The sequence below is a fragment of the Paenibacillus doosanensis genome, assembly GCF_025060755.1.
Taxonomy (GTDB): Bacteria; Bacillota; Bacilli; order Paenibacillales; family NBRC-103111; genus Paenibacillus_S; species Paenibacillus_S doosanensis.
On sequence record NZ_JANYUY010000004.1, the window covers coordinates 73,920 to 96,754 of the forward strand.

Below are 22,835 nucleotides of genomic sequence, written 5' to 3' on the forward strand. Positions count from 1 at the left end.
TGCTTCAAGCAAAAAAGGAGCACTTCAATCCGGCATGAAGTGTTCCTCTTTGCGTGCCTATATCTTCCTACAGTTATCGGTCCGTTTTATGCCGCAGTAAGCTTCTTCCGCCCCTCTTGCGCGTGTGGCGGTTCTCCTGTCATAAATATACGAAACGGGTACGGCCAGCTCCCTACGGCTCCTGACTTACTTGATGTACAATTTGCTGCAGCGTTACTTTTCTCAGCTCTTCCTCCATCGCCTTCTGCGCCTGGGCGAATGTTCCTTCCAAAGCCCCTTGAATATTCCTTCCCACCGGACACTGCGGGTTCGGATTGTCGTGAAGCGCGAACAGTTCCTCCTCCGGATCCGACTGAACGGCACGGTAAACATCGAGCAGCGTGATACGGTCAATGGGCCGCGCCAGCTGCGCTCCCGCCACTCCCGGATTCGTAATCACGAGCCCGGCTTTGCCGAGCATCCCGATAATCCGGCGGATCACGACGGGATTCGTATTGACGCTGCCGGCGATGAAATCGGAGGTGATGCGCTCTTCTTTATTAATCTCAAGCAGCGAGAGTATGTGAATGGCGACCGCGTAGCGGCTGCTGATTGTCATTGGGTTCACCACCTAAAATTTTGCGATAGCAAAATTAGCTTCGTAAGCCTATGCTCGGTTTGCGTTAACAAAACTGGCTTCGTACGCTTGTGCTTAAGCTTTGCCTTAGCAAATCATCCGCATTGAACGGTCTCATCGAACTTGTAATGATTTTAGTTACAATGCTCCGTTTTGTCAACGTCCTCATTGCTTGCTCTCTTCCGATCTTTGAACCGTCCTATTATCTCCCCGGCCCTATTAAAAAATAACCGGCGCGCTTTAATGACACGATGCTCATGGACAAAGTAATCTTCCGGAACCGATTCTTGATCTGCGTCGATAGCGCCGATAAAAACGCCCATTCACGCCCATTCAATAAAATTCATTTGACGCTGCCCCAGACTCACTTTTTTTTGGAGGGAGCGTTGACGCCGAGGCTTCCACTGTTTTACAATTTGAATTAGTCGGCTAATTAAATAAAGGAGGACAATCGGTGCATCCCAACTCTTCCGAAGCGTTGACCCATACGATGTCGAACATCATGAGACTTCATCGCCACACCTTGCATCTGCTTTTGCAGCAGCAAGGCATCGAAGTGTATCCCGGCCAGCCGCCCCTTCTGTTCCGGCTCTCCGAGGAAGACGGGCAGAGCCAGAAGGAGCTCGCTCGCAAGCTGCGGATTAAGCCCGCTACACTGACCGTTATGCTGACGCGCATGGAGAAGACGGGGCTAGTCCGGCGCATGTCGGATACGCGTGACCAGCGCATATCGCGGGTATTTCTCACTGAGCGGGGCCGTCAGGCCATTCAAGCAGTGAAGGAGACGATGCAGTCGCTTGAGCTTCATACGTTCGAGGAGTTTACGGCAGAAGAAAAACTGCTGCTGCGGAGGTTCCTTCTTCATATGCAAAACAATCTGAAACAGATCGAGGAAAGTATTTAGTCGACAAAATATTAGCGAGGTGCAAGGCTGTGTTGAAATTATTTCGTTATTTGAAGCCTTACTGGAAATCGGCGCTGTTGGCCCCTCTTCTTATGCTGATTGAGGTCTATATGGATTTGCTTCAGCCTAAACTCATGGCCAGCATTGTGAACGAGGGCGTTCTTCAGGGAAATCTGCCGCATATTCAAACAACCGGGCTGCTGATGCTCGGCACGGCGCTTATCGGCCTTATCGGGGGGATCGGATGCACCTACTTTTCCAGCATCGCCTCTCAGCATTTCGGGGCTGACATTCGCAGCGATCTTTTTCAAAAAGTGCAATCGTTTTCTTTCCGCAATCTCGATCAATTTAAAGCCGGATCGCTCGTCACCCGATTGACCAACGATGTCGTGCAAATGCAAAATCTGGTGCAAATGACACTGCGCATCTTGGTCCGGGCGCCGTTTCTGGCGATCGGCAGCTTGATTATGGCCGTTACGATCAGCTTCCGTCTGGCCGGTATTCTGGCCGTCGTCATTCCGGTTTTATTCATCGTCTTATTCCTGCTTATACGCTATGCGTTTCCGCTCTTCTCCAAAGTGCAGAACAAGCTGGATACGGTGAACAACGTGCTGCAGGAAAATTTGGCGGGCATTCGCGTAGTCAAAGCGTTCGTGCGCTCCCGCTATGAAACGGGGCGCTTCGGCAAAGCCAACAACGATTATACCGACATGGCGATGAAGGCGACGCGGATTGTCGCTTTGAATATGCCCGTCATGACCTTGATCATGAACGTCAGCATCGTCGCCGTGCTCTGGTACGGGGGCAATCTGACTTGGGAAGGGTCGCTTCCTGTCGGGGATTTGATCGCTTTCATCAACTACGTGACGCAGGTGCTATTTTCCCTGCTATCGGTAGGGATGATGCTCATGTTCATTTCGCGGGCCAAAGCTTCCGCCGACCGGATTCACGAGGTGCTTCGGACCGAATCGGAAATCGCCGACGCCGGGCCTGCCGCGCACAGCGCCGTGCGCTCGGGCCAAGTCCGCTTCGAGCGGGTGTCGTTCACGTATAACGCAGACTCCTTCGCCCCGGCCGATACGCTGGCAGAACAAAAAGAACTGGTGCTGAAGGATATCGATTTTACCGCCGAGCCCGGACAGACGATAGCCATTCTCGGAGCGACCGGATCGGGCAAATCGACCCTGGTCAACCTCATTCCCCGCTTGTATGAAACGACCCGGGGCCGGGTATTGATTGACGGCACCGACATTCGCCATATCGGGCTTGAGCAGTTGCGCAGTCATATCGGCATGGTGCTTCAACAGGCAATACTCTTCACCGGCACGATCCGCGACAATATCCGCTTCGGCAGGCCCGACGCCGCGCAGGAAGAAGTCGAGGCGGCCGCCAAAGCCGCCGATGCGCATGATTTCATCATGCGGATGCCTGACGGCTACGACACCCAGCTCGGACAGCGGGGCGTCAATCTGTCCGGCGGGCAGAAACAGCGGGTCTCAATCGCCCGCGCGCTGCTCCTTCGGCCGGCCATTCTCATTCTCGACGACAGCACCAGCGCCGTCGATCTGGGCACCGAATCGCGGATTCAAGCGGCGATCAAATCGCTGATGCAGGACACCACCTGCTTCATCATCGCGCAGCGCATCACCTCGGTGCTCGACGCCGACAAAATTCTCGTGCTGGACGACGGCCGCATCGTCGCCGAAGGAACGCATGACGAGCTGATCCGGCGCAGCCCGGAATATCAGGACATCTACAACTCACAGCTTGGAAAGGGGGCGGTGGCCCATGGCTGAGTCGAACCGCGACACGCAATCTGCAAGCTCCGCAAGACCGATGAGCCCTCCGATGGGAATGGGCGGACCTATGGGCGGCGGACCTGGGGGGCCGGGCCGCGGCATGATGGCCAAGGTGCGTCCGAAGAACACGCGGGCTACCCTGCAAAGAATATGGCACTATTTGCGCCGGCAGCGGGCCGGGCTGATTTCGGTGTTCATCCTGACCGTTATCGGATCGGGCTTGGCCTTGGCAGGGCCTTACATGATCGGTCTGGCGATCGATAAGTACATTATTCCGCACGATTACGGCGGTCTCATCCGGTTGTGCGCCGCCTTGTTGGCCATTTACGTACTCAGCGCCGCTATGACCTGGGCCCAAGCCTATGTCATGACCGGGGTATCGCAGCGCACCGTCTGCGAGCTGAGAGCAGATTTGTTCGCGAAGATTCAGAAGCTGCCGCTGCAGTTTTTTGACAGCAGAACTCACGGCGAGCTGATGAGCCGAACGACCAACGATATCGAGAATGTGTCCAACACGCTGAATCAAAGCGTAACTCAGCTTATTTCAAGCGTCATTACGGTGGCGGGCGCGCTGCTGTTCATGCTTAAGCTGAACATTTGGCTGACTCTGCTCAGCCTGATCACGATTCCGCTCGTCATGCTCGTCACAGGCAAAATATCCGGGTATACCCGGAAGCATTTCAGCGGACAGCAGAAGCATTTGGGCGAAATCAACGGCTTTATCGAAGAAACCGTCTCCGGGCAAAAGGTCGTGAAGTCGTTCCGGCGCGAGGCCAAAACCATCGAACAATTCAACGACATTAATACGAAGCTGCGGGACGTCGGCACGAAGGCGCAAATCTTCAGCGGCATGATGGGGCCGGTAATGAACGTGCTGAACAACATCAGCTTCGCCTTGATCGCCGCCGTCGGCGGCTGGATGGTCCTAAACGATATGTCCACCATCGGCATCATCGTCAGCTTCCTGAACTATTCCAAACAGTTCGGCCGGCCCATTAACGATCTGGCCAACCAGTTCAATATGATCCAGTCCGGCGTGGCGGGAGCCGAGCGCGTATTCGAGATTATGGATACAAAGACCGAATACGAGGACGCTACGGCCAGCCGGGAGCTGCGCCAGGTGAACGGGGAAGTCGTCCTGAGCGGCGTGTCGTTCGGATACAAGCCGGACATTCCCGTGCTGAAAAATGTATCGCTCACGGCCAACCCCGGCGATACGATAGCCCTGGTCGGACCGACCGGCGCCGGGAAAACGACCATCATCAACCTGCTGACGCGCTTCTACGATATTCAGGAAGGCACCATTACTATCGACGGCCAGCGGATACGCGACCTCGATAAAGACCAGCTTCGGCGTCAGCTCGGCATCGTCCTGCAGGATGCGTATTTATTCGCCGATACGATTCGCGAAAATATTCGCTACGGCCGGTTGGACGCGACGAATGAGCAGATTGAGGATGCGGCGCGGCTGGCCAACGCCGACAGTTTCATCAGGAAGCTTCCGCAAGGCTACGATACGGTGCTGTCGGCCGAAGGCAGCAACTTAAGCCAGGGGCAGCGGCAGCTGATTACGATCGCCAGAGCGATCCTGGCCGACCCGGCCATCCTGATCCTGGACGAAGCGACCAGCAGCGTCGATACGCGCACAGAAATGCATATTCAGGAAGCGATGAATTCCCTGATGAAGGGGCGCACAAGCTTCGTCATCGCTCACAGGCTGAGCACGATTCGCGAAGCCGATCAAATTCTGGTTATTAACGGCGGCGAAATTATCGAACGCGGCACTCATCAACAGTTGTTGGACAGCCAAGGATTTTATTACGAGCTGTATAACAGCCAGTTTAAACGGGTCGGGTGAAATCCGCTCTGCCGACGAGAAGCCCCAGGCATATATGCTTCATGCCGCGGGCTTCTTTTTTTGCCGTTTCATAGTCCGAATAGAGATCTTTCTTACAGCCTCCCCGTCGGTATCCCGACCGGCTTGAATCCATCCTTCCGTCGTCACCTTCCGCCTCATTCGTCCATAAAATAATTACGAAATATACCCGCAGCAGCCCGCAGGCTTGGACGGGCGAAACCGGTAAACCGGGACACCGAAAGGATGGAGCGCATGAGCAGCAAACCGTTTGTCGTATTTCCCCATTGCAGTTGGAGGGCGTTCCCGTTCCAGAAGCTGCTTCTCCTCTTAAGCAGAGAAAGCGAAGTTTGGTTTGTGCACGACGGTTCGGAGGATGCGGTGACTTCCCTCCCACCGTCGCTCTCCCCTTTATCCAGAAGCAGGCTCGGTTCCCTGCCGCAGCGGGAAATGACCGCCATCGTCACCCATCCTTACTGGGTGGCAGACGCAGCCGCCTTGCAGCCGGCCCGCTTGATCGTCATGCTGCCCCATCCGTCTCGCGAGGAAGAGACCCCTTTATGGGAAACATGCTGGCGCCGTTTGACCGCTCTGGCGGATCTGGTCTGTACGGAATCGGAGACACGCTATCTGGACCAAAGCTTCCGGGCACCCGGAGCGCTGTTTCTGCAAGGAGAGAATTCTTCTCCCTCCGGCGACGCCATCGTCGGCGGCGAATCGGTACCGCTGCGCGATTATGAAGTGTTATTCCTAAAATGCATGCGCGAATTGACGGATCACGGACCGTCCGCCGCCGCGCAAATCGCCGCGCTGCAATGGGAGCTGCGGGCCGATTATTACGGACGGCTGCGCGAGCAATCGGGAGCGCACGAAACGATCTCCTTCCTGCTTGCGGTGTACTTGTATTTGCTCGGCAAAGACAGCGCGAAACGGCATTTGATCGAGTCGTTCCAACAGGCCGCAACGGGAGGGAAAGCCGGCAACTCCCTGCATACGCATTATCGTTTCCTCTCGGCCATCCACGCCAAACTTGACGAGCTGGAGGAAGCGGTGACCGTCTACGGGATTACCGCCGTGTCCGAGCCGGATGCGATATGGTATGAGCATCTGTGCCGATGGATGGAACAAGGGCAGCGGGAGCTGGTGAAAGGAGAGCTGTACAGGCTGAACGACGACTTTCGCTCCGCCATTCAGACGCTTGAAGTCCTTGATCCCTTGTCTGCAGAAGCGAGACGCCTCGGCCTGCGAACCCATCTGGTTGCCGGAAACATGGAAGCGGCGTTGGCCTGCCTCGATCCCGAAGAGCTGACGATTCCTGCCGATAAAAGGGATTACCTTCTGCTGTGCGGAATCGTTCTCGCGCTGAAAGGGAACCGGCACGAAGCCATTCATCGCTTTCTGGAAGCCGCTTTGGACGAAGAAGAAGCATTGGTCCAAATCCTGGAAATGAAAGCCATCGATCAGGGTCTGGAACGAATAGGAGGAGAATCGGATGATTGACCCTACCTCTGCGCACAGAGACGATCAGCCGGAGCGGGAACTGCCTGCGGAAAGCCGCCGAAGCGACGAGTTCGCGACGGGCTTGCTTCCGCAGGATGCCGGAATCGCCGACACGGACGACCGTTCCGGCGTCCATCCTCAAGCGGCGGCGGCAGAAGCCGCCAGTGACCGGCCGCGGCCGCATCGGCCATTAAGGAGAGTACGCAAAGCTTCCGGCAATCGATTGACCGCCATGATGCAAGTGCGTAACGAAAGCGGCCGCTATTTGAAGCAAGTGCTTGCCGAGCTGTGCACGTTCGTGGACGACATTGTCATAGTCGACGACGGAAGCACCGACGACACCGTTGCGATATGCCAAGCTTGTCCCAAAGTCGCCAAGCTCGTTGCCCTGGAGACGTCCCGCTTCGGTCAAGAGTGGGAGCTGCGTTCCCTGCTCTGGGAGACCGCCGTATCGACCAGCCCCGATTGGCTGCTGTCGGTCGATGCCGACGAGTTGTATGAGGATAAGGCCAAGCGCCAAATGCGCGAGCTGATCGATCAGGACCGGTACGATTGGGTCGGGTTTCGCTTCTATGATCTGTGGGACGGAACGACCCACTACAGGGAGGATGAGCATTGGAACGTGCATAAGCATCATACGATGGCGCTTGTCCGCTATTTCCCGCAGTTCCCTTACGCCTATCCGCAATGGGATCACCATGTCCCCCGGCTTCCTTTGCCGTGCATCGCGCTGCCCGGCTTGCTCACGGACCTGAGAGTCAAGCATCTGGGCTGGGCGGGAAGCCTGGAGGATCGCGTGCGCAAATATCTCCGATACAAGCAAATCGATCCGGAGGGCCGCTGGGGAAGCCTCGCCCAGTATGAATCGATTCTTGATTTGAAACCGAATCTGATCGAATGGAAAGAGGATCGCTAAATGGGCAAAGTCAGTATATTTACGCACAGTTTTCTTGACGGCTACAACCGCGATTTGAGCCGTATTTTCGGCGGAGGGCTGGAGCGTTACATTTATGACCTGTGCGGCGTTATCCGCGATATGGGTTACCAGCCGCAGGTTCATCAGCTCTCGTTCTTCGAAGCGTTCCATCGAACGGTAGAGCATATCGAAGTATTCGGCTATCCGTACGATCCGGATCGGATCGACGAAGCGTTCAACCGGATGGCCGAGCAGGCGGAGGGCCCGCTCCTTTACGCCAGCTGCATATGGCACCCGATCCGCTACCGGCCGGGCAGCCTCGGCATTTGTCACGGGATCAACTGGGACCGTCCCAGTCTGCCCGAAGAGGTCAAGCGAAGCGTCGCCGACCAGATCGGGAACGCGGTTCGCAGCCTGAGCAAAATCGTCACGGTCGATTCGCATTTCCAAACCTATTGCCGCTCCGTATGCACCTATAACGACCCCGAACGCATCGAGCTGATTCCGAACGCGGTCGACACCGGTTATTTTTGCCCGGAAGCGGTGCAATCGGGCGATACGCCGCAGCCCGAATCTGCGCCGGTAAACGAACCGGACGCCGCCGGCGCGGAACGGGGCCTGGCCGCCGAGACTGCGCAGCGAACCGAAGCCGCGCCGGACTCCCAGCCGCTGCGCATCCTGTACCCGCGCCGCCTCAGTATGGAACGGGGCATTATCGCCATGATGCTCGCCGCAGACGAGCTGCTGGCGCAATACCCGCAAATCGAAATCGAATTTGCCGGAGAGCAGGTAGAGGGGAGTACGATCAGCGAAGCTTTTTCCATATGGCATAGCGCCCACCCTCACCGCGATCGCATCGTTCACCGCACGTATTCCTTCGAAGAAATCCGCCGCGCCTACCGGCAAGCGGATATTGCGGTTATCCCTACCCTTTATTCCGAAGGAACGTCCTATTCTTGCCTGGAAGCGATGAGCTGCGGGCTGCCTATCGTCGCCGCCAATGTCGGCGGGCTGAACGATCTGATCATCGACGGATACAACGGGCTGCTTGTCCCGCCTACGGTAGAGCGGCTGTGCTCCGCCCTCCGCCGGCTGCTGAACGACCGGGCTCTGCGGCAAAGACTGGGAGGCAGCGCCAGGCAGGTTGCGCTCGCCTTCGATAAGAAAGAGTGGAGGCGCAAGTGGCGGGCCGTGCTGGAAGCCTATTTGCCTCCGGCCTCCGCCGCCCCGGAGCCTCTCCCAGCGGAGCGTAAACGCCGCGAGCGGTCACTCGGCGAGGAGGACCGCTCTGACTTCGCTGGTTAACATCGGCGGAGCCAGCCTTGCGCCGCTGCCGCGAAGGCTGCGGGCCGCAAGCTGCGTCAGCGCGTGCAGCACGCCCACGGCGGCGGCGCCAGCCTCGGGCATGCCGTCCGCCTGCTCCCGCGCGGCCCAGAACAGCCCCAGCGCGTCATGACTGCGGCCGCGCTCAAGGGCAAGCAGCCCGGCCAGCAGCAGGCCGGGACGGTCCGTCTCCGGCTGCCCGGACGCGAGCAGCCGCCCGATAATCCGCTCCTGCACCGCGGCAGGAGCACGCAGCAGGCCGCAGCGCAGCGCGGGCGGCAGTACGCCGAGCGGCTCCGGCTGCGGCAGCGCCTCCTGCAGCCGGAGCCAGCCGTCCCAGGCGCCGGTGCGCAGCAGCGCCGTCCTCGCGCCCGCGTAGACGGCCGGCGGCAGCGCGGCGCCGGACGCAGGCTGCGCCAACGCGGCGTAGGCGCCGTCGGCGCGGACAAGCCGCTCGAGCTGCCGGCGGGCTTCCGCCTCGGCCGGCTCGCGGTCCGGCCCGCCAGCGGCATCGGCCCGCTTGACGGCCAGCGCCCAGCGGTAGATCAGCGCCTGCCTCCCGTGCTGCGGATGGCCGGTCCACCGCTCCCATGCCGCCTCAGCCTGCGCATCGTCGCCCTGCTGGGCCAGCAGCAGCCCTTCCGTCAGCGGCTGGCGGGCGAAAGCCGCCTGCAGCAGGCTTCGGCCCTGCAGGAGCCATTCCGGCCGCTGCGCATCGGCGGCCGTCTCTAGCAGCGCCAGCTGCGCGTGCAGCGGCAGCCGAGCGGCATGAGCCTGCATCGCAGCCATCAGCCGCTCCTGCTGCCCGAGAGCCGCGCAGACGGCAGCGAACCGCTGCCAGGCGGGGGTATAGCCCGGCTGCCAAGCGAGGGCCTGCTCGTAGCTGAGGCAAGCGTCCTCCCAGCGGTACAACCGCTCGTAGACGATACCGGACAAATACCGGCTCCGGTAAGTGCCTGCCCCCGAACAGGAAGTGTATTGATGCGACACATCACCGCATGCTATCGCCTTCTCCAAAGAACGCAGCGCCTCGGGGTATTGGCGCAAATCGGTCAGCACGATCGCCTGAAGCTCGAACAGGTCGGTAAAATCCGGGTACAGGCGCAGCGTCTCCTCAATCATGCGAAGCGATTCGTCGCGGCGGCCGGTCTCCCGGTAGGCAAAAGCCATTTTTAGCAGCAAATCCGACGTATAGCCGCCATAAACCGGCACCTTCGGAAGCATCGTTTCAAATACAAGCAGCGCCCGTCCGTATTGGCCTTGCTGATAATATTCCGTGCCGAGCGCGTACATCAGCTGCAAGTCGTCCTTATTCGCTTTTAATGCTTCGCGGATGATCGTCAAATTGCGCTCGCTTTTGTTTTTTTGCGCAATGATGCGGTCCGTATAGCCGTAATGCACGATTTCCAGATCGGAGAATTCGAGCGCCCCGGGCCGCAGCGCCAGAATACCCGAGGCGACGTCTTCATGAATCGCTCCCTTATAGCGGATACCCGGATTGTTGCGGAACAGGCGGCAGACGGCATCCGTCACATACTCCTCCCCGGCGGCCCCCACATAGCTGAACAGCCGGACGTAATAGCCTAGCGTCCCCTCTTGGCTGAGCAGCCTCTCCAGCTTCCCCTCTTGCGGTTCGACCCACTCCTCATCCGCATCGAGCACCAATATCCACGGCTTGGTCGCCAAGTCCAAGGCCACATTGCGAGCCTTGGCGAAATCGCCGGTCCACGGCACGGAGACTACCCTGGCTCCGAAGCTGCGGGCGATCTCCACCGTCCTGTCGGCCGATCCGGTATCGACGATGACGATCTCGGATACGGTAGAAGCCGCGGAAGACAGGCAGCGGGCCAAATGCTCCTCCTCATCGCGCACGATCATACACAGCGAGATTTCCGTTCGTCCCATCAAGACCTCCTCCCCTCCATCCAATCATCCTTAGAAGTGTGGTGAAAAAGTCCGCTGCGGCGCCCATTTGATCCTCCAATCGCTGTTGCTTTCAAAGGCGAACGCTAACGCTTTTCCAGATTCAAATGGCCCCTCCGCTCTTTGTTCGCCGGACTTTTAGATGCGTGGCGATTTATGCATGGCCTGCGGTCGTTAGGGGCTTCACTCGCTAATGCAGCCGGATTTTTTGAATTTCGGCCCCATGGACAGGAAAAAATCCGACTGCCAAGGCGATCGCTTACGCCGTTTCAGCTCCCTAGCGGCTATCCGGCCGTATTTTCACGCAGACTTCGCTCAAAAGCCGTCCATACAAGGCAGTCCCAGACGAACGGCCTCGCTCCACCGTTGATACGGCATCGCCGCAGTCAGCCGGTTCCGTTCATCCGGCTCCCCGGATGAGGCGGTCTGACCGGCCCCATTCGATTCCGGGTTCGGCTGCTCCCGATCCGCGCTGGATCGCTGCCCGCTCTCTCCGCCATCGGAGAGCGGCATACCGCTGCGCCCCAGCTCAGCGGCATGCCGGTCAGCCAGGGCAGCCAATCCCCGTACAAGCGAAGCCGCTCCCGATGCCTGCGCAGCTTTCCCGCACGATTCCAGCGCCCCGTTCCAAGCGGCGAGAATGTGACCGGCGGCTTCATAGCGCCCCGACTGAGCGGCGGCCAGCAGCAGATTCATCCACTCGTCCCACGGATCGTTCGCGCCGTACAACGGACCGGCAGCCTTCTTTGGCAGCGGCCGTTCGCATGGCGGGATAGAGAAGCTTCTCGCAGCGACTCCTTCTTCTCGTCCTTCGGTTCTCCTCATTCTTTTTCCCGAGGATGCAGCGGATGAAGACGATTCGGCCGGACGCATGGCGAGCCCCGGCTCCCGCTCCGGTTCCGGTTCCAGGCTCGCTCCAGCCAGGTCTTCTTGCACGTGAGCGTTCCCGGCCAGCCTGCCGACGATCCGGTCTCGACCTTGAACCGCTCTGCCTTCGAGCCAGTTCAAGCGAAGGAGCAGCGCCTTCAGCCTATCGTCTCCGGATTGCTTGCATTCCTTGTTCAGCAAGCTCCTCAACCGCCCAAGCTCGCCGGTCTGCATATACGCCTCCGCCCGGATACGGCGGTTCAATTCCCTAGGCAGACGGACGTCTTGATCCGCGGCAAGCAGAAGGAGCAGCGCCCGCCCGCAGCGGCATTGCAGCATAATCGCCGCAACCTTCCACAGCGCCTCCGGCGAGCGGATTGCAAACCGCCGGTTCACCCACTCCGGAATCTGTTCCTCTCGCCCCGTAATCCGGAAAATATGAAAAAGCCGATAGAGCGGCGGCGTCAAGCTGGGCTTGAAGCGGATCGCCTCCGTGTACCAGTGCGCCGCCTCGATCGCCTCGCCGTCCTCCTCCATCAATTGGCCCAGTAAGTAAGCGCTCTGGAACGTGCCCATTCCTTCCTCGGTATGATACATAGCCGGCGGAGGGCCGAGCTCCAGCGCCTGCAGCAGCGACCGCTTCGCCTCTCGGCTGCGCCCGAGCGCCTTCTCGCATACCGCCTTGTACTGCAGCAAATCGGTATATTCCGGGAACAACTCCAGGGCCGACCCGATCCGGTTCAGCGCCTCCTCCCACCGGCCGAGAGCCTGATAGCAGCGAACTTCATACTTATAGAGAAGATGCGCGTAGCTGGCCGTATAAGGATCGATGCGACGGACCGCTTCGCCGAAGGAGTCTAACGCCGCCAGCGGCTGGCCCGAGCGAAGCCGCTCTACCCCCATGTTATAGCGGTAAAAAGCGTTCTCCGGCTCTGCGGCGATCGCTTCTTCGAGCAGCCGGATGTTGCGGCGCACCTTATCCTTGCTTACGACGACCTCCTGCCGATAGCCGTAGTGATGAATCACGATATCCGTAATATGAAACGCGGCGGTCGGATTCCGGCGGCAAATCGCTTCGGCGATCTGCTCGTGGATGCGCCCTTCGAAACGATGCTGCGGATCGCTGCGGAACAACCGCAGAACCGGATTGATCGTCGCCCCCTGATGGCCGCTGCCGACGTAGTTATGAATCTGCAGAAAAAAACCGTCATACCCCGCAAGCTGCACATACTGCCGCAGCTTGCTCCGGTCGGCCCGGTTCAGCTCCTCGTCGGCATCGAGAAACAAGATCCACTCGCCCGCCGCTTGATCGATACCCGCGTTGCGGGCTGCGGCGAAATCCCCGGTCCAGGCCGTCTCGATCACTCGGGCCCCGAACCGGCGGGCAATCGCCGCCGTACGGTCCGAGGAACCCGTATCGACGACGATGATCTCGTCCACCGCTCCCTGTACGCTTGCCAGACAGCGCAGCAGCTGCTCTTCCTCATCCTTGACGATCATGCATAACGAAATCCGATTGCGCCGCATCCGCGTTCCTCCTTTGCCGGCCGCTGCGCCATGTTTTCCAGCCAAGGCCGCCGAACCGGCTCACAGCTTGATCGAGCTTCCGCAGGTCTTTCTTTAGCGGTTCCATATCCTGCAGCTTGCCAATGCTGTCCGCCGCCACCTCGCGGGCCAGCTGCAAGTAGCTGAGCGCAGCCCCCGTATGAGCCCGCGGCCAGTCCGGCTTAAGGACGAGCGCTTGCTCGAATAGAGCGGCGGATTGTCCGTAGAAGCCTTTGTCGTACAAAATTTCCGCCAAGTCGAACAACCCTTCGGCATCCAGCCCTCCCTGATCCATCAGGGCAAGAAGGCGATCCGCGGCAGGCAGCACATAACCGTGCCGGTACAGCGCCTTGGCTTGCCGCAGCCGAAGCGGCTCCGCCAGCTCGGCGAGCTGCTCCGAGAGCTGCAGAAGACGCAGCTCCACCGCGCGTTCGAGCTGCTGCGCCGCCAGCTCCAGCAGTTCCGGCCCGGCCTGCGGCATAGCCCGCTCCCCGCCGCCCGGGCCGGCCGACAGCCGGCGCTCAAGCGCCGCGTAAGCGGCATGACGGCGCGGATCGGCCGCGGCATAAAAGCTCCTCGGCAGCGTTCCTTGCTCGCTCCAGCAGCACAGCGCCCAATCGGCTATGCTGCCCGCCGGGAGCTCCGCCCCGCCCTCCTGCCGCCATGCGGCAAAGCGCAGCGCGGCGGCGCCGAACTGCCCCGTCTGCATGAGGCACTCGCAGACGAGAGCCCGCTCTTGCTGCGCCCCCGGGCTCTGCAGCATCGCCAGTGCGGCCGCATACGCTCCGCAGCTTGCCAAAGCGCGGGCTGCAAGCGCAGACGAACCGTCCGGCTGCAGCACCTCCAGCAGCCGCTGCTTAATGTCCTCGTCGTCCATCCCGCGCAACTGCAGCAGATCGGCCCAGCCGCATAGCGCAGGCTCATAATGCGGATGCTCCGTCAGCGCCTGGCGGTATAGCCGGTCGGCGAGCTCCTTCTCGCCTTGGCGCACGGCGATCCGGCCCAGCCCAGTGCAAGCGCGGTATCCGCGCGAGCCCGATTCCGTAATATAGCCATCCGCCGTTTGCTTGTCGACGGTCAGGGCGCAGCCATACGCCGAGAAGGCGTCCGCCAGCAGCCCCTGCTCCTCCAAGCATTGCCCGAGCAGCATATGAAGGTCGGGATAATGCGGGTACCGCTTGACCTCGCGCTGCAAAAGCTCGCCCGCCTGGGCGGGCTGCCCCAAAGCAAGCAGGACCTTGGCGTAATCGCGGATTAAGGTAGGCCGATAAGGCGCATCCGGGGCGGCATCAAGAGCGCAGCCAAAAGCTTCCGCCGCCTGCGGCCAATCCCCCAGCTGGCAGTACGTCACCGCCAAATTATAAGTATGAAACGGGTCCCCCGGGCTCTCAGACAAGCATTTTCGGATAATTCGCAGGTTTCGTTCCGGTTTCCGTTTGCCCTCCAGTTCGGCCGGCAAATAACCGGTATGGTTTAAAAGCAGCGGGCTTAAAGGGATGCTTCGGCCGCCTAAAGAGCTCTCTTCTCCAGCCTCTTGCTCTCTCTCCGCATAGTCCTCGCCGCGTATCAGCTGCTCGTGAATGCGTCCGCTAAACCGGTAGCCTTGGCCCGTACGGAACAATCTTACGCTTTCATGCTCGACTCGCTCCTCATGCCGATCCCCAACCGGACTGACAATGCGGACGCTGCATCTCTCGGCGCCGGTTTGCCGTAAAAAGGCGGGAAGCTTCTCTATGCCTTCCATTACCTCTTCATCCGCATCGATGATCAATACCCATTCGCTGGCGGCATGGGAAAGCCCCGTATTTCGCGCCTGCGCGAAGTCGTCCTGCCATTCGCTATAAACGACCTTTGCCCCGTAAGACTGCGCTATTTGCGAAGTACGGTCGTCGGAGCCCGTATCTACGACAATAATCTCGTCCGCCGCCGCGCGGATGCTTTCCAGACAGCGGGCCAGCAGCGCTTCTTCATTTTTGACGATCAAATGAACGCCTAACAACGGCTTCTCCATATGCACTTCCCCCATAAAAGTAAAGAGTACATGAGATCCCCTCCCGAGGATTCCATGTACCTATATGTTACAGCGACCTATTATGTGCCTTGTCCATTGAAAAACACATCGATATTCGTTGAATCGCCAGCCGAACTGGAGCGATACGACAACCGCGTGTATTTCAAAAATCTTTGCGGCACAAGCACATCGACCGAACCCGAAGCGATCCCCGTAACCGTATCGACCTCGTCGTACCAATGGGACCCATCCGCGCTAATTTCAACGCGCGCATCCGCATTATTTGTCCCCCGGTTATATACGAAGAACGAATAGTTGCCGAACACGCTTGTCGTCACGGCCGGCAGAGCAGTGAAGTCATCTCCGGTAGGAATATCCAGCGTCTCCTGCTCCTGGAAGGTTTTTTGCGAGATAGAGGTTACGCTGCTCAGCGTTCCCGCCGTGATCGTCGCTCCCATGACGCTTGTCAGCGTTCCGTCCAGCAGGTTCGTCAGCGTTCCGGCTGTAATCGTCGCTCCCAGCACGCTGGTCAGCGTACCATCCAGCAGGTTCGTCAGCGTTCCAGCTGTAATCGTCGCTCCCAGCACGCTGGTCAGCGTTCCGTCCAGCAGGTTCGTCAGCGTTCCGGCTGTAATCGTCGCTCCCATGACGCTTGTCAGCGTTCCGTCCAGCAGGTTCGTCAGCGTTCCAGCCGTAATCGTCGCTCCCAGCACGCTTGTCAGCGTACCATCCAGCAGGTTCGTCAGCGTTCCGGCTGTAATCGTCGCTCCCATGACGCTTGTCAGCGTTCCATCCAGCAGGTTCGTCAGCGTTCCAGCCGTAATCGTCGCTCCCAGCACGCTGGTCAGCGTACCATCCAACAGGTTCGTCAGCGTCCCGGCTGTAATCGTCGCTCCCATGACGCTTGTCAGCGTTCCATCCAGCAGGTTCGTCAGCGTTCCCGCCGTAATCGTCGCTCCCATGACGCTCGTAATCGTCCCGTTCAGCAGGTTGGTCAATGTTCCCGCCGTCAACGTCACACTTTGCAAACTTACAGTCCCGTCCATAATAACGGTCAACAGATTGCCGTCGGTATCCGTTGCAAGAGGATGGTTAACAGCTGCGCTGTCCTGACCGAATATCAACGTACGCAATCTGTCCGGGTTTGTATTAAACGTTGAAAAGTTAGGCAAGCCGCATTTCTCCCTTCACAGAAAATGTAAAACTAACGAAGACACTCCAGGCCGTTTACGCTACGGTCCTTGCCTGGAAATACACATCGACCGTCGAGCTCTGGTCAGGGTCCTCGGCACGGACAGCGACTCGCGCATAATACAGGAAGCGGACCGGCACCAGCGCCAAAGTCGCACCGCTATCAATGACCTCTTCTACGTCATCGGCAAAATCGTGGCGGTTGGGACTAATCTGAATTTTGGCCACGATCGGATGTTCGCCCCGATTTACGATACCGTAAGAGTACATAGTCAATTGCGATACGTCCTGAACGGGAAGTACCGTAAATTCACCCCCCGCTTTAATATTAAGAAACGTATGGGGAGCTTCCTTATGACATGAATGGCGGCATTTCCGCTTTTTTTTGCGCAAACATACAGCACAAGCCGGTCTCAGCAGAATTCGGCACTTGTTTTTGCACTTATGCTTGCTTTTGCCCGTCTTGGCTTTTTTCCGTTTGCGCATATCGCAATCCATTCTTGATCCCATAGTAACTCCCCTTAAAAGTTGTGCTGCCATAGTGTATGGTTTCTCAAACGAAGGTGAAACGGCTCATGCCTCCACAAAATGTAAATCGTTACCAATAAACCCAAACAACGCAATTCTATACTTACATATTGTATAGTATCGCGCGATGAATGCAGTTAGCCTATGAACTGAAAAAAGCAGGTGTGCCGATGACGAATTATTCCGTATTCAATAAATCGAACAGCCCTTTGTACACCCAAATGACGAATACGTACACTTCACCGGGAATCGAATCCGAACCCGAAGGAAGCGCAGCCAAATCCGGAATTCTATACACGCTCTCCTCCGGCAGCGTCAGTGTTCCGGCAAGCCAAAGCTTGCTGCTGCAAGCAGTCAATCCCGCCGGCAGCGGCAAAACCATGTACGTATCGCGCATTATGGGAGGAGTCACGGGTTCGGCTGCGGTTTTCGTCTACTCCGGCGGCACGATAACGGGCGGTACGAACCCCGTTCCCGTCAATATGCTGTTTGGAAGCACGAGTAAGAGCAGCATGACGACGAAGCAGAGCACAGGCACTTTGGGGGCAACCTTTATCAACGTGATCAGTCTGCCCGTCTCCTCAGGTCTGTACAGCATCCCGTTGACCGGCAGCATCGTCGTCCCGGCAGGACAAATCTTAACGGTAACGGTAGGTACCGGAGCATTGACCGCGTCCATTAACATAGTCTGGTGGGAATTTTAAACAACAGCCTTGCAAGGAGAGGAGAACTATGCCGAACCATTCCGTCTTCAATCCGCATAACCAACCCGTGTTTACCCTTATCACCAATGCTTACAGCTCTCCCGGAACGGTCGCCCCTCCGGAGACAAGCGCCGGCAGCAACGGCAGCATGTATATCTCAACCGCCTCCAATTCTTCCTCGCTGGGGCTGTTGGGAGGGTCCGTCACCATTACATTGCAAATCAGCAATCCCGGTTCCAGCGGCAAGACGCTGTACGTGTCGCGCATTGCAGGGGGGACGGGGATTTCGCTAAACCTTTTGTCCTCCTTCTCCGCCAACTTTACGCTGATCAAAGGAGGAACCCTGACTTCCCCTACGTCGGCAAGCAAATTGAACACCAACTTCTCCAGCGCCAACGTCAGCGTCATGACGGCCAATTCCTCCACCTCGGCCGTCTCCGGCGGCACGGCCTTTTTTGCGCTTCCTGTCAATGCCGGACAATTCGCGCTCGAGCAGACGGGGAGCATCGTAGTGCCGGCAGGACAATCGATAGCTGCGACGCTCAGCGCCTCTTTGAGCGTTGCCGGCGTCCTTTCGACGACTTTGAATATCGCATGGTGGGAGGCATGATGGAGGAGGGCCCGTACTGCAAAAAAAGAGCCGGGGCCTCAACTAGAGGCACTCGGCTCTTATTCTTCAACTATCGTTCTTCTTACCGGCTCCAGACACAGCCTTCCGCACTACGGGGCTACCCGCTCCACTATGGAGCGCGCGATCCAGATGCCCGCGGCTCCGGCCTGCGCCAGTCCCCGGGTTACTCCCGCGCCGTCGCCGCCGCAGTACAAACCGCCGATCTCGCTCTCCAGCTGCGTGGTCAGCTTCGGCCGAGCGGAATAAAACTTCGCTTCCACGCCGTAGAACAGCGTATGCTCGGAAGCGATGCCCGGCGTAACCTTGTCGAGCGCCTCGACCATTTCGATCAGACTTTTCATCGTATTGTACGGCAGTACAAGGCCCAAATCGCCGGGCACGGCCTCTTTGAGCGTCGGCTCGAGGAACCCCTCCTTGATGCGCCCTTCGGTGGAACGGCGCCCGCGGATAATATCGCCGTACTTTTGCACGATCACGCCTCCGCTCGATAAATCGTTGGCCCGCTTGCATATTTCCCGGGCATATTCGTTCGGCTTGTCGAACGGCTCCGTGAAGCGATGCGAGACAAGCAGCGCAAAGTTCGTGTTGGCCGAACCGAGTGCAGGGTCCTTGTACGCGTGGCCGTTGGCCGCCATAACGCCGCTGTGATTCTCCACCACCACATGGCCGGACGGATTGCTGCAGAACGTGCGGACGCGCGTCCCGACCGACGTATTGAAAATAAATTTACCCTCATATAAATGCTCGTTGATTTCCTGCATCACGACATCCGAGGTTTCCACGCGCACTCCGACATCCACCTGGTTGTTAAACATCGGGATGCGCCGTTTCTTCAGAATATCCGTCAGCCAAGCGGACCCGTCCCGCCCCGGCGCAACGATAACGTAATCCGCCTCGATCTCCTCGCCGTTTGCGAGCGCGACGCCTTTCACGCGTTGGCGACCGTCTTCTTTGACCGTCAAGATGTCGGCCGCCTCCGTCTTGTTCATCATATCGATATGCCGCTTCAAATGGCGGTTGATCGATTGCAGAATCTCCAGATTTTTCTCCGTGCCCAGGTGGCGCACCTGCGCCCGCAGCAGCTTTAGTCCCGCCGCGTAGCCGCGCTGCTCGATCGAGCGGACGACGTCGGTCAGCGGGTCCGTAATCGTATCCGGAGCGCCGTGCTCCAGGTTGAGGCGGTCTACATAAGTGATCAGTTCAAGCACTTTGGACGGAGCCAAATAATCGGTCAGCCAGCCTCCGAACTCCGTCGTAATATTGAACTTGCCGTCGCTGTACGCTCCCGCTCCTCCGAACCCGCTCGTGATGGAACAGGCGGGAAGACAGCCTGCATAAGATTTTTTGCCCGCTGGCGGCGGACACAGCTTGATCTTCTCCTCCAGAATCGGACAGCGCCGGCTGTCGATATCATGACCTTTATCCATAAGCAGCACCTTCAAATGCGGCGCTTTCAACAATAATTCATAAGCGGCGAAAATCCCCGCCGGTCCGGCTCCTACAATAATGACATCATAACGTCTGCTCATCCTTCTTAGCTCCTCCGCAAGATAGAATTCATTGCCATACCGCTGCGAGCAACCGAAGACCCTTCGAGAAAACGATTTCATTGCATTTCGGGATATTGCTATTCGGCGGCAATACCCGATAACAACAAAAAACCCCGGCTGCGAGAAGGTACGGTAAGCCCGCCCACTCGTAGCCAGGAATTTAAGGTTCCTTGTAGAGACCTCCGGCCCATATCGCCGAAGATATACGAACAGTTGTTAAGTTGCGTCATATTCCATTGCCATCTAGAATGGTAAATCAGTTCATTACAATTGTCAAGAGCTTCAGCGGAATTCATTCGTATTTAGGCGAAATATAACAGGTTTTATCTTTATACCATGGAATTTTCGATAAAAAACACGAACGTTGTTATCTATCGTCCGATGTTTCTCGGGCCGGCTTTTTCCAGTAAAAACGCTGCCAGGTTCATATTCGTATTTTACGATGGATTTTTGACATGCATTCTTTTCTGCAATTCGCGAATCGTCGCTGCAATGCCGTCGGCCGGCTTCGTTGTCGGGATCGGGCCGATATGCCGCTTGTATTTGTCTCCGCTTAGGCGCAGCGGCTCTTCGGTTAAGTACAGCATTTCGACAACCTCCTTCATGACGGGGACAAATAAACCGAGCAGCCTTAACCCGGTCCGGCCCAGCGAAATGACCGGTTTCTTCAAGCCGCTCGCTTGCCGGGCGATCCGAACGATTTCATATCCGGAAATGATATCGGAGCCGGGAATATGCCAATTTTGACCATACGCCTGATCGCGTCCCGCAAGCTCGACAATCATTTCGGCCGCGTCCGGCAAGTACACATATTCACGGGGAACCTTCATGTTTCCGATGAAGAAGGCCGGTTTGCCCGCAGCGATCGCTTCGAACGTTCCGCCCAAATACGAAGCTTGATTCGCGGTCGGTCCGTAATAGTCCGGCAATCGGACAATCATTGCGCGCGCATGCGGCCATCTGCCGCTAAAGATCATCTGCTCAAAAGCAAGCCGCACTCGCCCCTTCTTCGTATGAGGCTGCTTCGGATGCTCCTCGGTTATCCAGTCCGACCGTCCCCGTCCGTAAGGGTAAATGCCGTCTACCGCCACCACCTTCAAGCTCAATCGGTTAGCCGCTTCCATGACCGACTCGCCCAGCGGAATCAGTTTGCTTTCCATCTCATGGTAAGGGACGTTCGCGCAATGGAACAATACATCCGCTTCTGTCGAGGCTACGGCTATGTCATCGGGCCGGAAAGCGTCCCCGACGGATAATGACAGATGCGAAGGATGGCCAAGCTCATCCGCAAGCTCCTCCAGCTTACGGCGTGAACGTCCGAAGGCAATGACGGGCACACCCCTTTTGACCAACTCGGCCGTAACCACCGCACCGGTTCCGCCCGTCGCGCCTAATACAATCGCTTTTTTCATCAGACAGCAACTCTCCTTCGAATTGTAATTGATCAGTCACTAATTAATGATTAAACTATATCAATAGGTTAGTGATTGGTCAATAACTAATTTTCAAGAGAAGGCACCGTTCTGTGCTTCGGCAACACGTCCACCATGACCGCGTTCACATCTAGAAGTCCGGTGAAAAACGAGCGGAGGGGCCATTTGAGTCTGGAAAAGCGTAAGCGGTCGCCTTTGAAAACGGATTCTCTCCACAGAAAAACGAAAGAACAATCCAAAGCATCCGTTTTCAACAGCGATTGGAGGATCAAATGGACGCCGCAGCAGACTTTTTCACCACCCTTCTAGGAACGGCAAAAAAGAGGGCCGATTACAGCCCTCTCTCTTGTTCCCGTCCGTTATTGCTGCTGCAAATACACCTTGAACAACGCCTGCGTGCCGCTATCCTCTTCTCCCATTCGGGCCAGCCGTTCGTATAACGAAAGAGCAAGCGACAATCCAGGCAGGTCCAGATTCATTTCCTTCGCAGAGTCCAGCGCAATTTGCATATCCTTAATAAAATGCTTCACATAAAATCCGGGCGCATAATCGCCGTTGATCACCCGCGGAGCGAGATTGCTCAAGGAGAAGCTCCCTGCAGCCCCCGACTGGATGCTTTTCAATACGGTCGAGGGGTCGAGCCCTGCCTTCTCGGCATAAATCAGCGCCTCGCAGACGCCCATCATATTGGATGCGATGGCAATCTGATTGCACATCTTCGTAAATTGGCCGGAGCCCGCAGGCCCTTGATGGACAATCTGCGTCCCCATCGCTTCCAGAACGGGTACGGCCTGCTCAAAGGCTTCCTTGCTGCCGCCCGCCATAATGGACAGGCGCGCCTCTCTGGCCCCGATATCCCCGCCGGAAACGGGAGCGTCCAGCGCCCAGATTCCCCGCTTCGACGCCTCTTCCTCAATCCGCTTGGCGAGCGAAGGACTAGAGGTCGTCATGTCTATGACAAGCGCTCCCTGCTTGGCGAACGGAATGACGCCCTGGTCTCCCAAATACACTTCCTCAACGTCGCGGGGATAGCCCACCATCGTAATGATGACGTCGCACAATGGAGCCAGCGCGGCAGGCGATGAGTGCCAGGATGCCCCTTGGGCTACCAACGATTCCGCCTTCTCCTTCGTACGGCTGTAGACATGCAGCTTGTGGCCTTTGCTCATCAGGTGGCCGGCCATGCTTTTGCCCATAACCCCTGTGCCGATAAAACCGATTACCGTGTTTTCCGCAGTTCGTTCCAAGATGAAGTCCCCTTTTCGTTTGAAATCTTCAGCTGGGATGATGCAGCCATCCTGTAACCAAACTAACACTGCGGATTAGGATTGTCAATTTGTGGAGAGCAGGGCAAAAGGGCGCAAAGAAAGCGCATTCGAATTATTCCTTCGGTTTCTCCAGCATCTCTTCTTTCTCCCAGCTCGTAAAACGGTCCTCCCAAATGATGTGATAGAAGCCTACCTCCGCTTCGGCTTCCACAATGACGCCCTTGGCGCCATCAAGCACAAACACGACGCGATCGCCTACTTCAAACATTCC

The 22,835-nt window shown here is 57.6% G+C and carries 18 protein-coding genes and 1 riboswitch; of the genes, 8 read left to right on the forward strand and 10 right to left on the reverse strand.

All coding sequences use genetic code 11. The features are described from left to right. Positions 1-172: 172 nt before the first annotated feature. On the reverse strand, positions 173-598 hold the full coding sequence (locus N0M98_RS05405) for an Rrf2 family transcriptional regulator (RefSeq protein WP_259617154.1): 426 nt from the start codon (positions 596-598) through the stop codon (positions 173-175). Between the two features lie 508 nt (positions 599-1,106). Here N0M98_RS05405 and N0M98_RS05410 point away from each other — a divergent pair. From N0M98_RS05410 to N0M98_RS05435, 6 genes are all read left to right on the forward strand, one after another. Continuing rightward, on the forward strand, positions 1,107-1,520 hold the full coding sequence (locus tag N0M98_RS05410; RefSeq protein ID WP_375295444.1) for a MarR family transcriptional regulator: 414 nt from the start codon (positions 1,107-1,109) through the stop codon (positions 1,518-1,520). Positions 1,521-1,549: 29 nt separating this feature from the next. Continuing rightward, entirely contained in the window at positions 1,550-3,316 is a 1,767-nt protein-coding gene (locus tag N0M98_RS05415; protein ID WP_259617156.1) for an ABC transporter ATP-binding protein, read from the forward strand. Continuing rightward, positions 3,309-5,177 carry an ABC transporter ATP-binding protein gene (locus tag N0M98_RS05420; protein WP_259617157.1) on the forward strand — a complete coding sequence of 623 codons (1,869 nt, stop codon included), beginning with the start codon at positions 3,309-3,311 and terminating at the stop codon, positions 5,175-5,177. The genes N0M98_RS05415 and N0M98_RS05420 overlap by 8 nt, the downstream gene beginning before the upstream one ends. A 252-nt stretch (positions 5,178-5,429) precedes the next feature. Further along, a complete protein-coding gene (locus N0M98_RS05425) occupies positions 5,430-6,674 on the forward strand; it encodes a hypothetical protein (RefSeq protein ID WP_259617158.1) in 1,245 nt (414 codons plus the stop codon). After that, positions 6,667-7,590: a glycosyltransferase gene (locus N0M98_RS05430; protein ID WP_259617159.1), complete on the forward strand. Its 924-nt coding sequence runs from the start codon at positions 6,667-6,669 to the stop codon at positions 7,588-7,590. The genes N0M98_RS05425 and N0M98_RS05430 overlap by 8 nt, the downstream gene beginning before the upstream one ends. After that, positions 7,591-8,895: a glycosyltransferase family 4 protein gene (locus N0M98_RS05435; protein ID WP_259617160.1), complete on the forward strand. Its 1,305-nt coding sequence runs from the start codon at positions 7,591-7,593 to the stop codon at positions 8,893-8,895. It abuts the gene before it with no gap. On the opposite strand, the gene N0M98_RS05440 is transcribed toward N0M98_RS05435, so the two are convergent. From N0M98_RS05440 to N0M98_RS05460, 5 genes are all read right to left on the reverse strand, one after another. After that, positions 8,857-10,818, reverse strand: coding sequence for a glycosyltransferase (locus N0M98_RS05440; RefSeq protein ID WP_259617161.1), 1,962 nt, complete (start codon positions 10,816-10,818; stop codon positions 8,857-8,859). The two genes, N0M98_RS05435 and N0M98_RS05440, sit on opposite strands and share 39 nt — an antisense overlap. Positions 10,819-11,151: 333 nt before the next feature. Further along, positions 11,152-13,230, reverse strand: coding sequence for a tetratricopeptide repeat-containing glycosyltransferase family 2 protein (locus N0M98_RS05445; RefSeq protein ID WP_259617162.1), 2,079 nt, complete (start codon positions 13,228-13,230; stop codon positions 11,152-11,154). Beyond that, positions 13,187-15,259, reverse strand: coding sequence for a glycosyltransferase (locus N0M98_RS05450; protein ID WP_259617163.1), 2,073 nt, complete (start codon positions 15,257-15,259; stop codon positions 13,187-13,189). Before N0M98_RS05450 ends, N0M98_RS05445 begins: the two co-directional genes overlap by 44 nt. An 80-nt stretch (positions 15,260-15,339) precedes the next feature. Beyond that, a complete protein-coding gene (locus tag N0M98_RS05455; RefSeq protein ID WP_259617164.1) occupies positions 15,340-16,431 on the reverse strand; it encodes a DUF6385 domain-containing protein in 1,092 nt (363 codons plus the stop codon). A 55-nt stretch (positions 16,432-16,486) separates the two neighbouring features. Beyond that, positions 16,487-16,726: a DUF6385 domain-containing protein gene (locus N0M98_RS05460; protein WP_259617165.1), complete on the reverse strand. Its 240-nt coding sequence runs from the start codon at positions 16,724-16,726 to the stop codon at positions 16,487-16,489. A 422-nt stretch (positions 16,727-17,148) separates the two neighbouring features. Here N0M98_RS05460 and N0M98_RS05465 point away from each other — a divergent pair, with 422 nt between their 5' ends. Together N0M98_RS05465 and N0M98_RS05470 are read left to right on the forward strand one after the other, a co-directional pair. After that, positions 17,149-17,682, forward strand: coding sequence for a hypothetical protein (locus N0M98_RS05465; RefSeq protein ID WP_259617166.1), 534 nt, complete (start codon positions 17,149-17,151; stop codon positions 17,680-17,682). Between the two features lie 28 nt (positions 17,683-17,710). Further along, complete coding sequence (locus N0M98_RS05470) at positions 17,711-18,292, forward strand: hypothetical protein (protein WP_259617167.1); 582 nt, start codon at positions 17,711-17,713, stop codon at positions 18,290-18,292. 110 nt (positions 18,293-18,402) lie between these two features. Here the strand turns inward: N0M98_RS05470 and N0M98_RS05475 are convergent, their stop codons facing one another. The 4 genes from N0M98_RS05475 to N0M98_RS05490 all read right to left on the reverse strand — a co-directional run bounded on the left by N0M98_RS05475 (position 18,403) and on the right by N0M98_RS05490 (position 22,832). Next, positions 18,403-19,842, reverse strand: a complete 1,440-nt coding sequence (locus N0M98_RS05475; RefSeq protein ID WP_259617168.1) for an NAD(P)/FAD-dependent oxidoreductase — start codon at positions 19,840-19,842, stop codon at positions 18,403-18,405. A 150-nt stretch (positions 19,843-19,992) separates the two neighbouring features. Next, a riboswitch (purine riboswitch) is annotated at positions 19,993-20,092 on the reverse strand. A gap of 208 nt (positions 20,093-20,300) precedes the next feature. After that, positions 20,301-21,275 carry an NAD-dependent epimerase/dehydratase family protein gene (locus N0M98_RS05480; protein WP_259617169.1) on the reverse strand — a complete coding sequence of 325 codons (975 nt, stop codon included), beginning with the start codon at positions 21,273-21,275 and terminating at the stop codon, positions 20,301-20,303. A 380-nt stretch (positions 21,276-21,655) separates the two neighbouring features. After that, positions 21,656-22,546 carry an NAD(P)-dependent oxidoreductase gene (locus N0M98_RS05485; protein ID WP_375295445.1) on the reverse strand — a complete coding sequence of 297 codons (891 nt, stop codon included), beginning with the start codon at positions 22,544-22,546 and terminating at the stop codon, positions 21,656-21,658. A 130-nt stretch (positions 22,547-22,676) separates the two neighbouring features. Continuing rightward, a complete protein-coding gene (locus N0M98_RS05490) occupies positions 22,677-22,832 on the reverse strand; it encodes a hypothetical protein (protein ID WP_259617171.1) in 156 nt (51 codons plus the stop codon). Between the last annotated feature and the right edge of the window lie 3 nt (positions 22,833-22,835).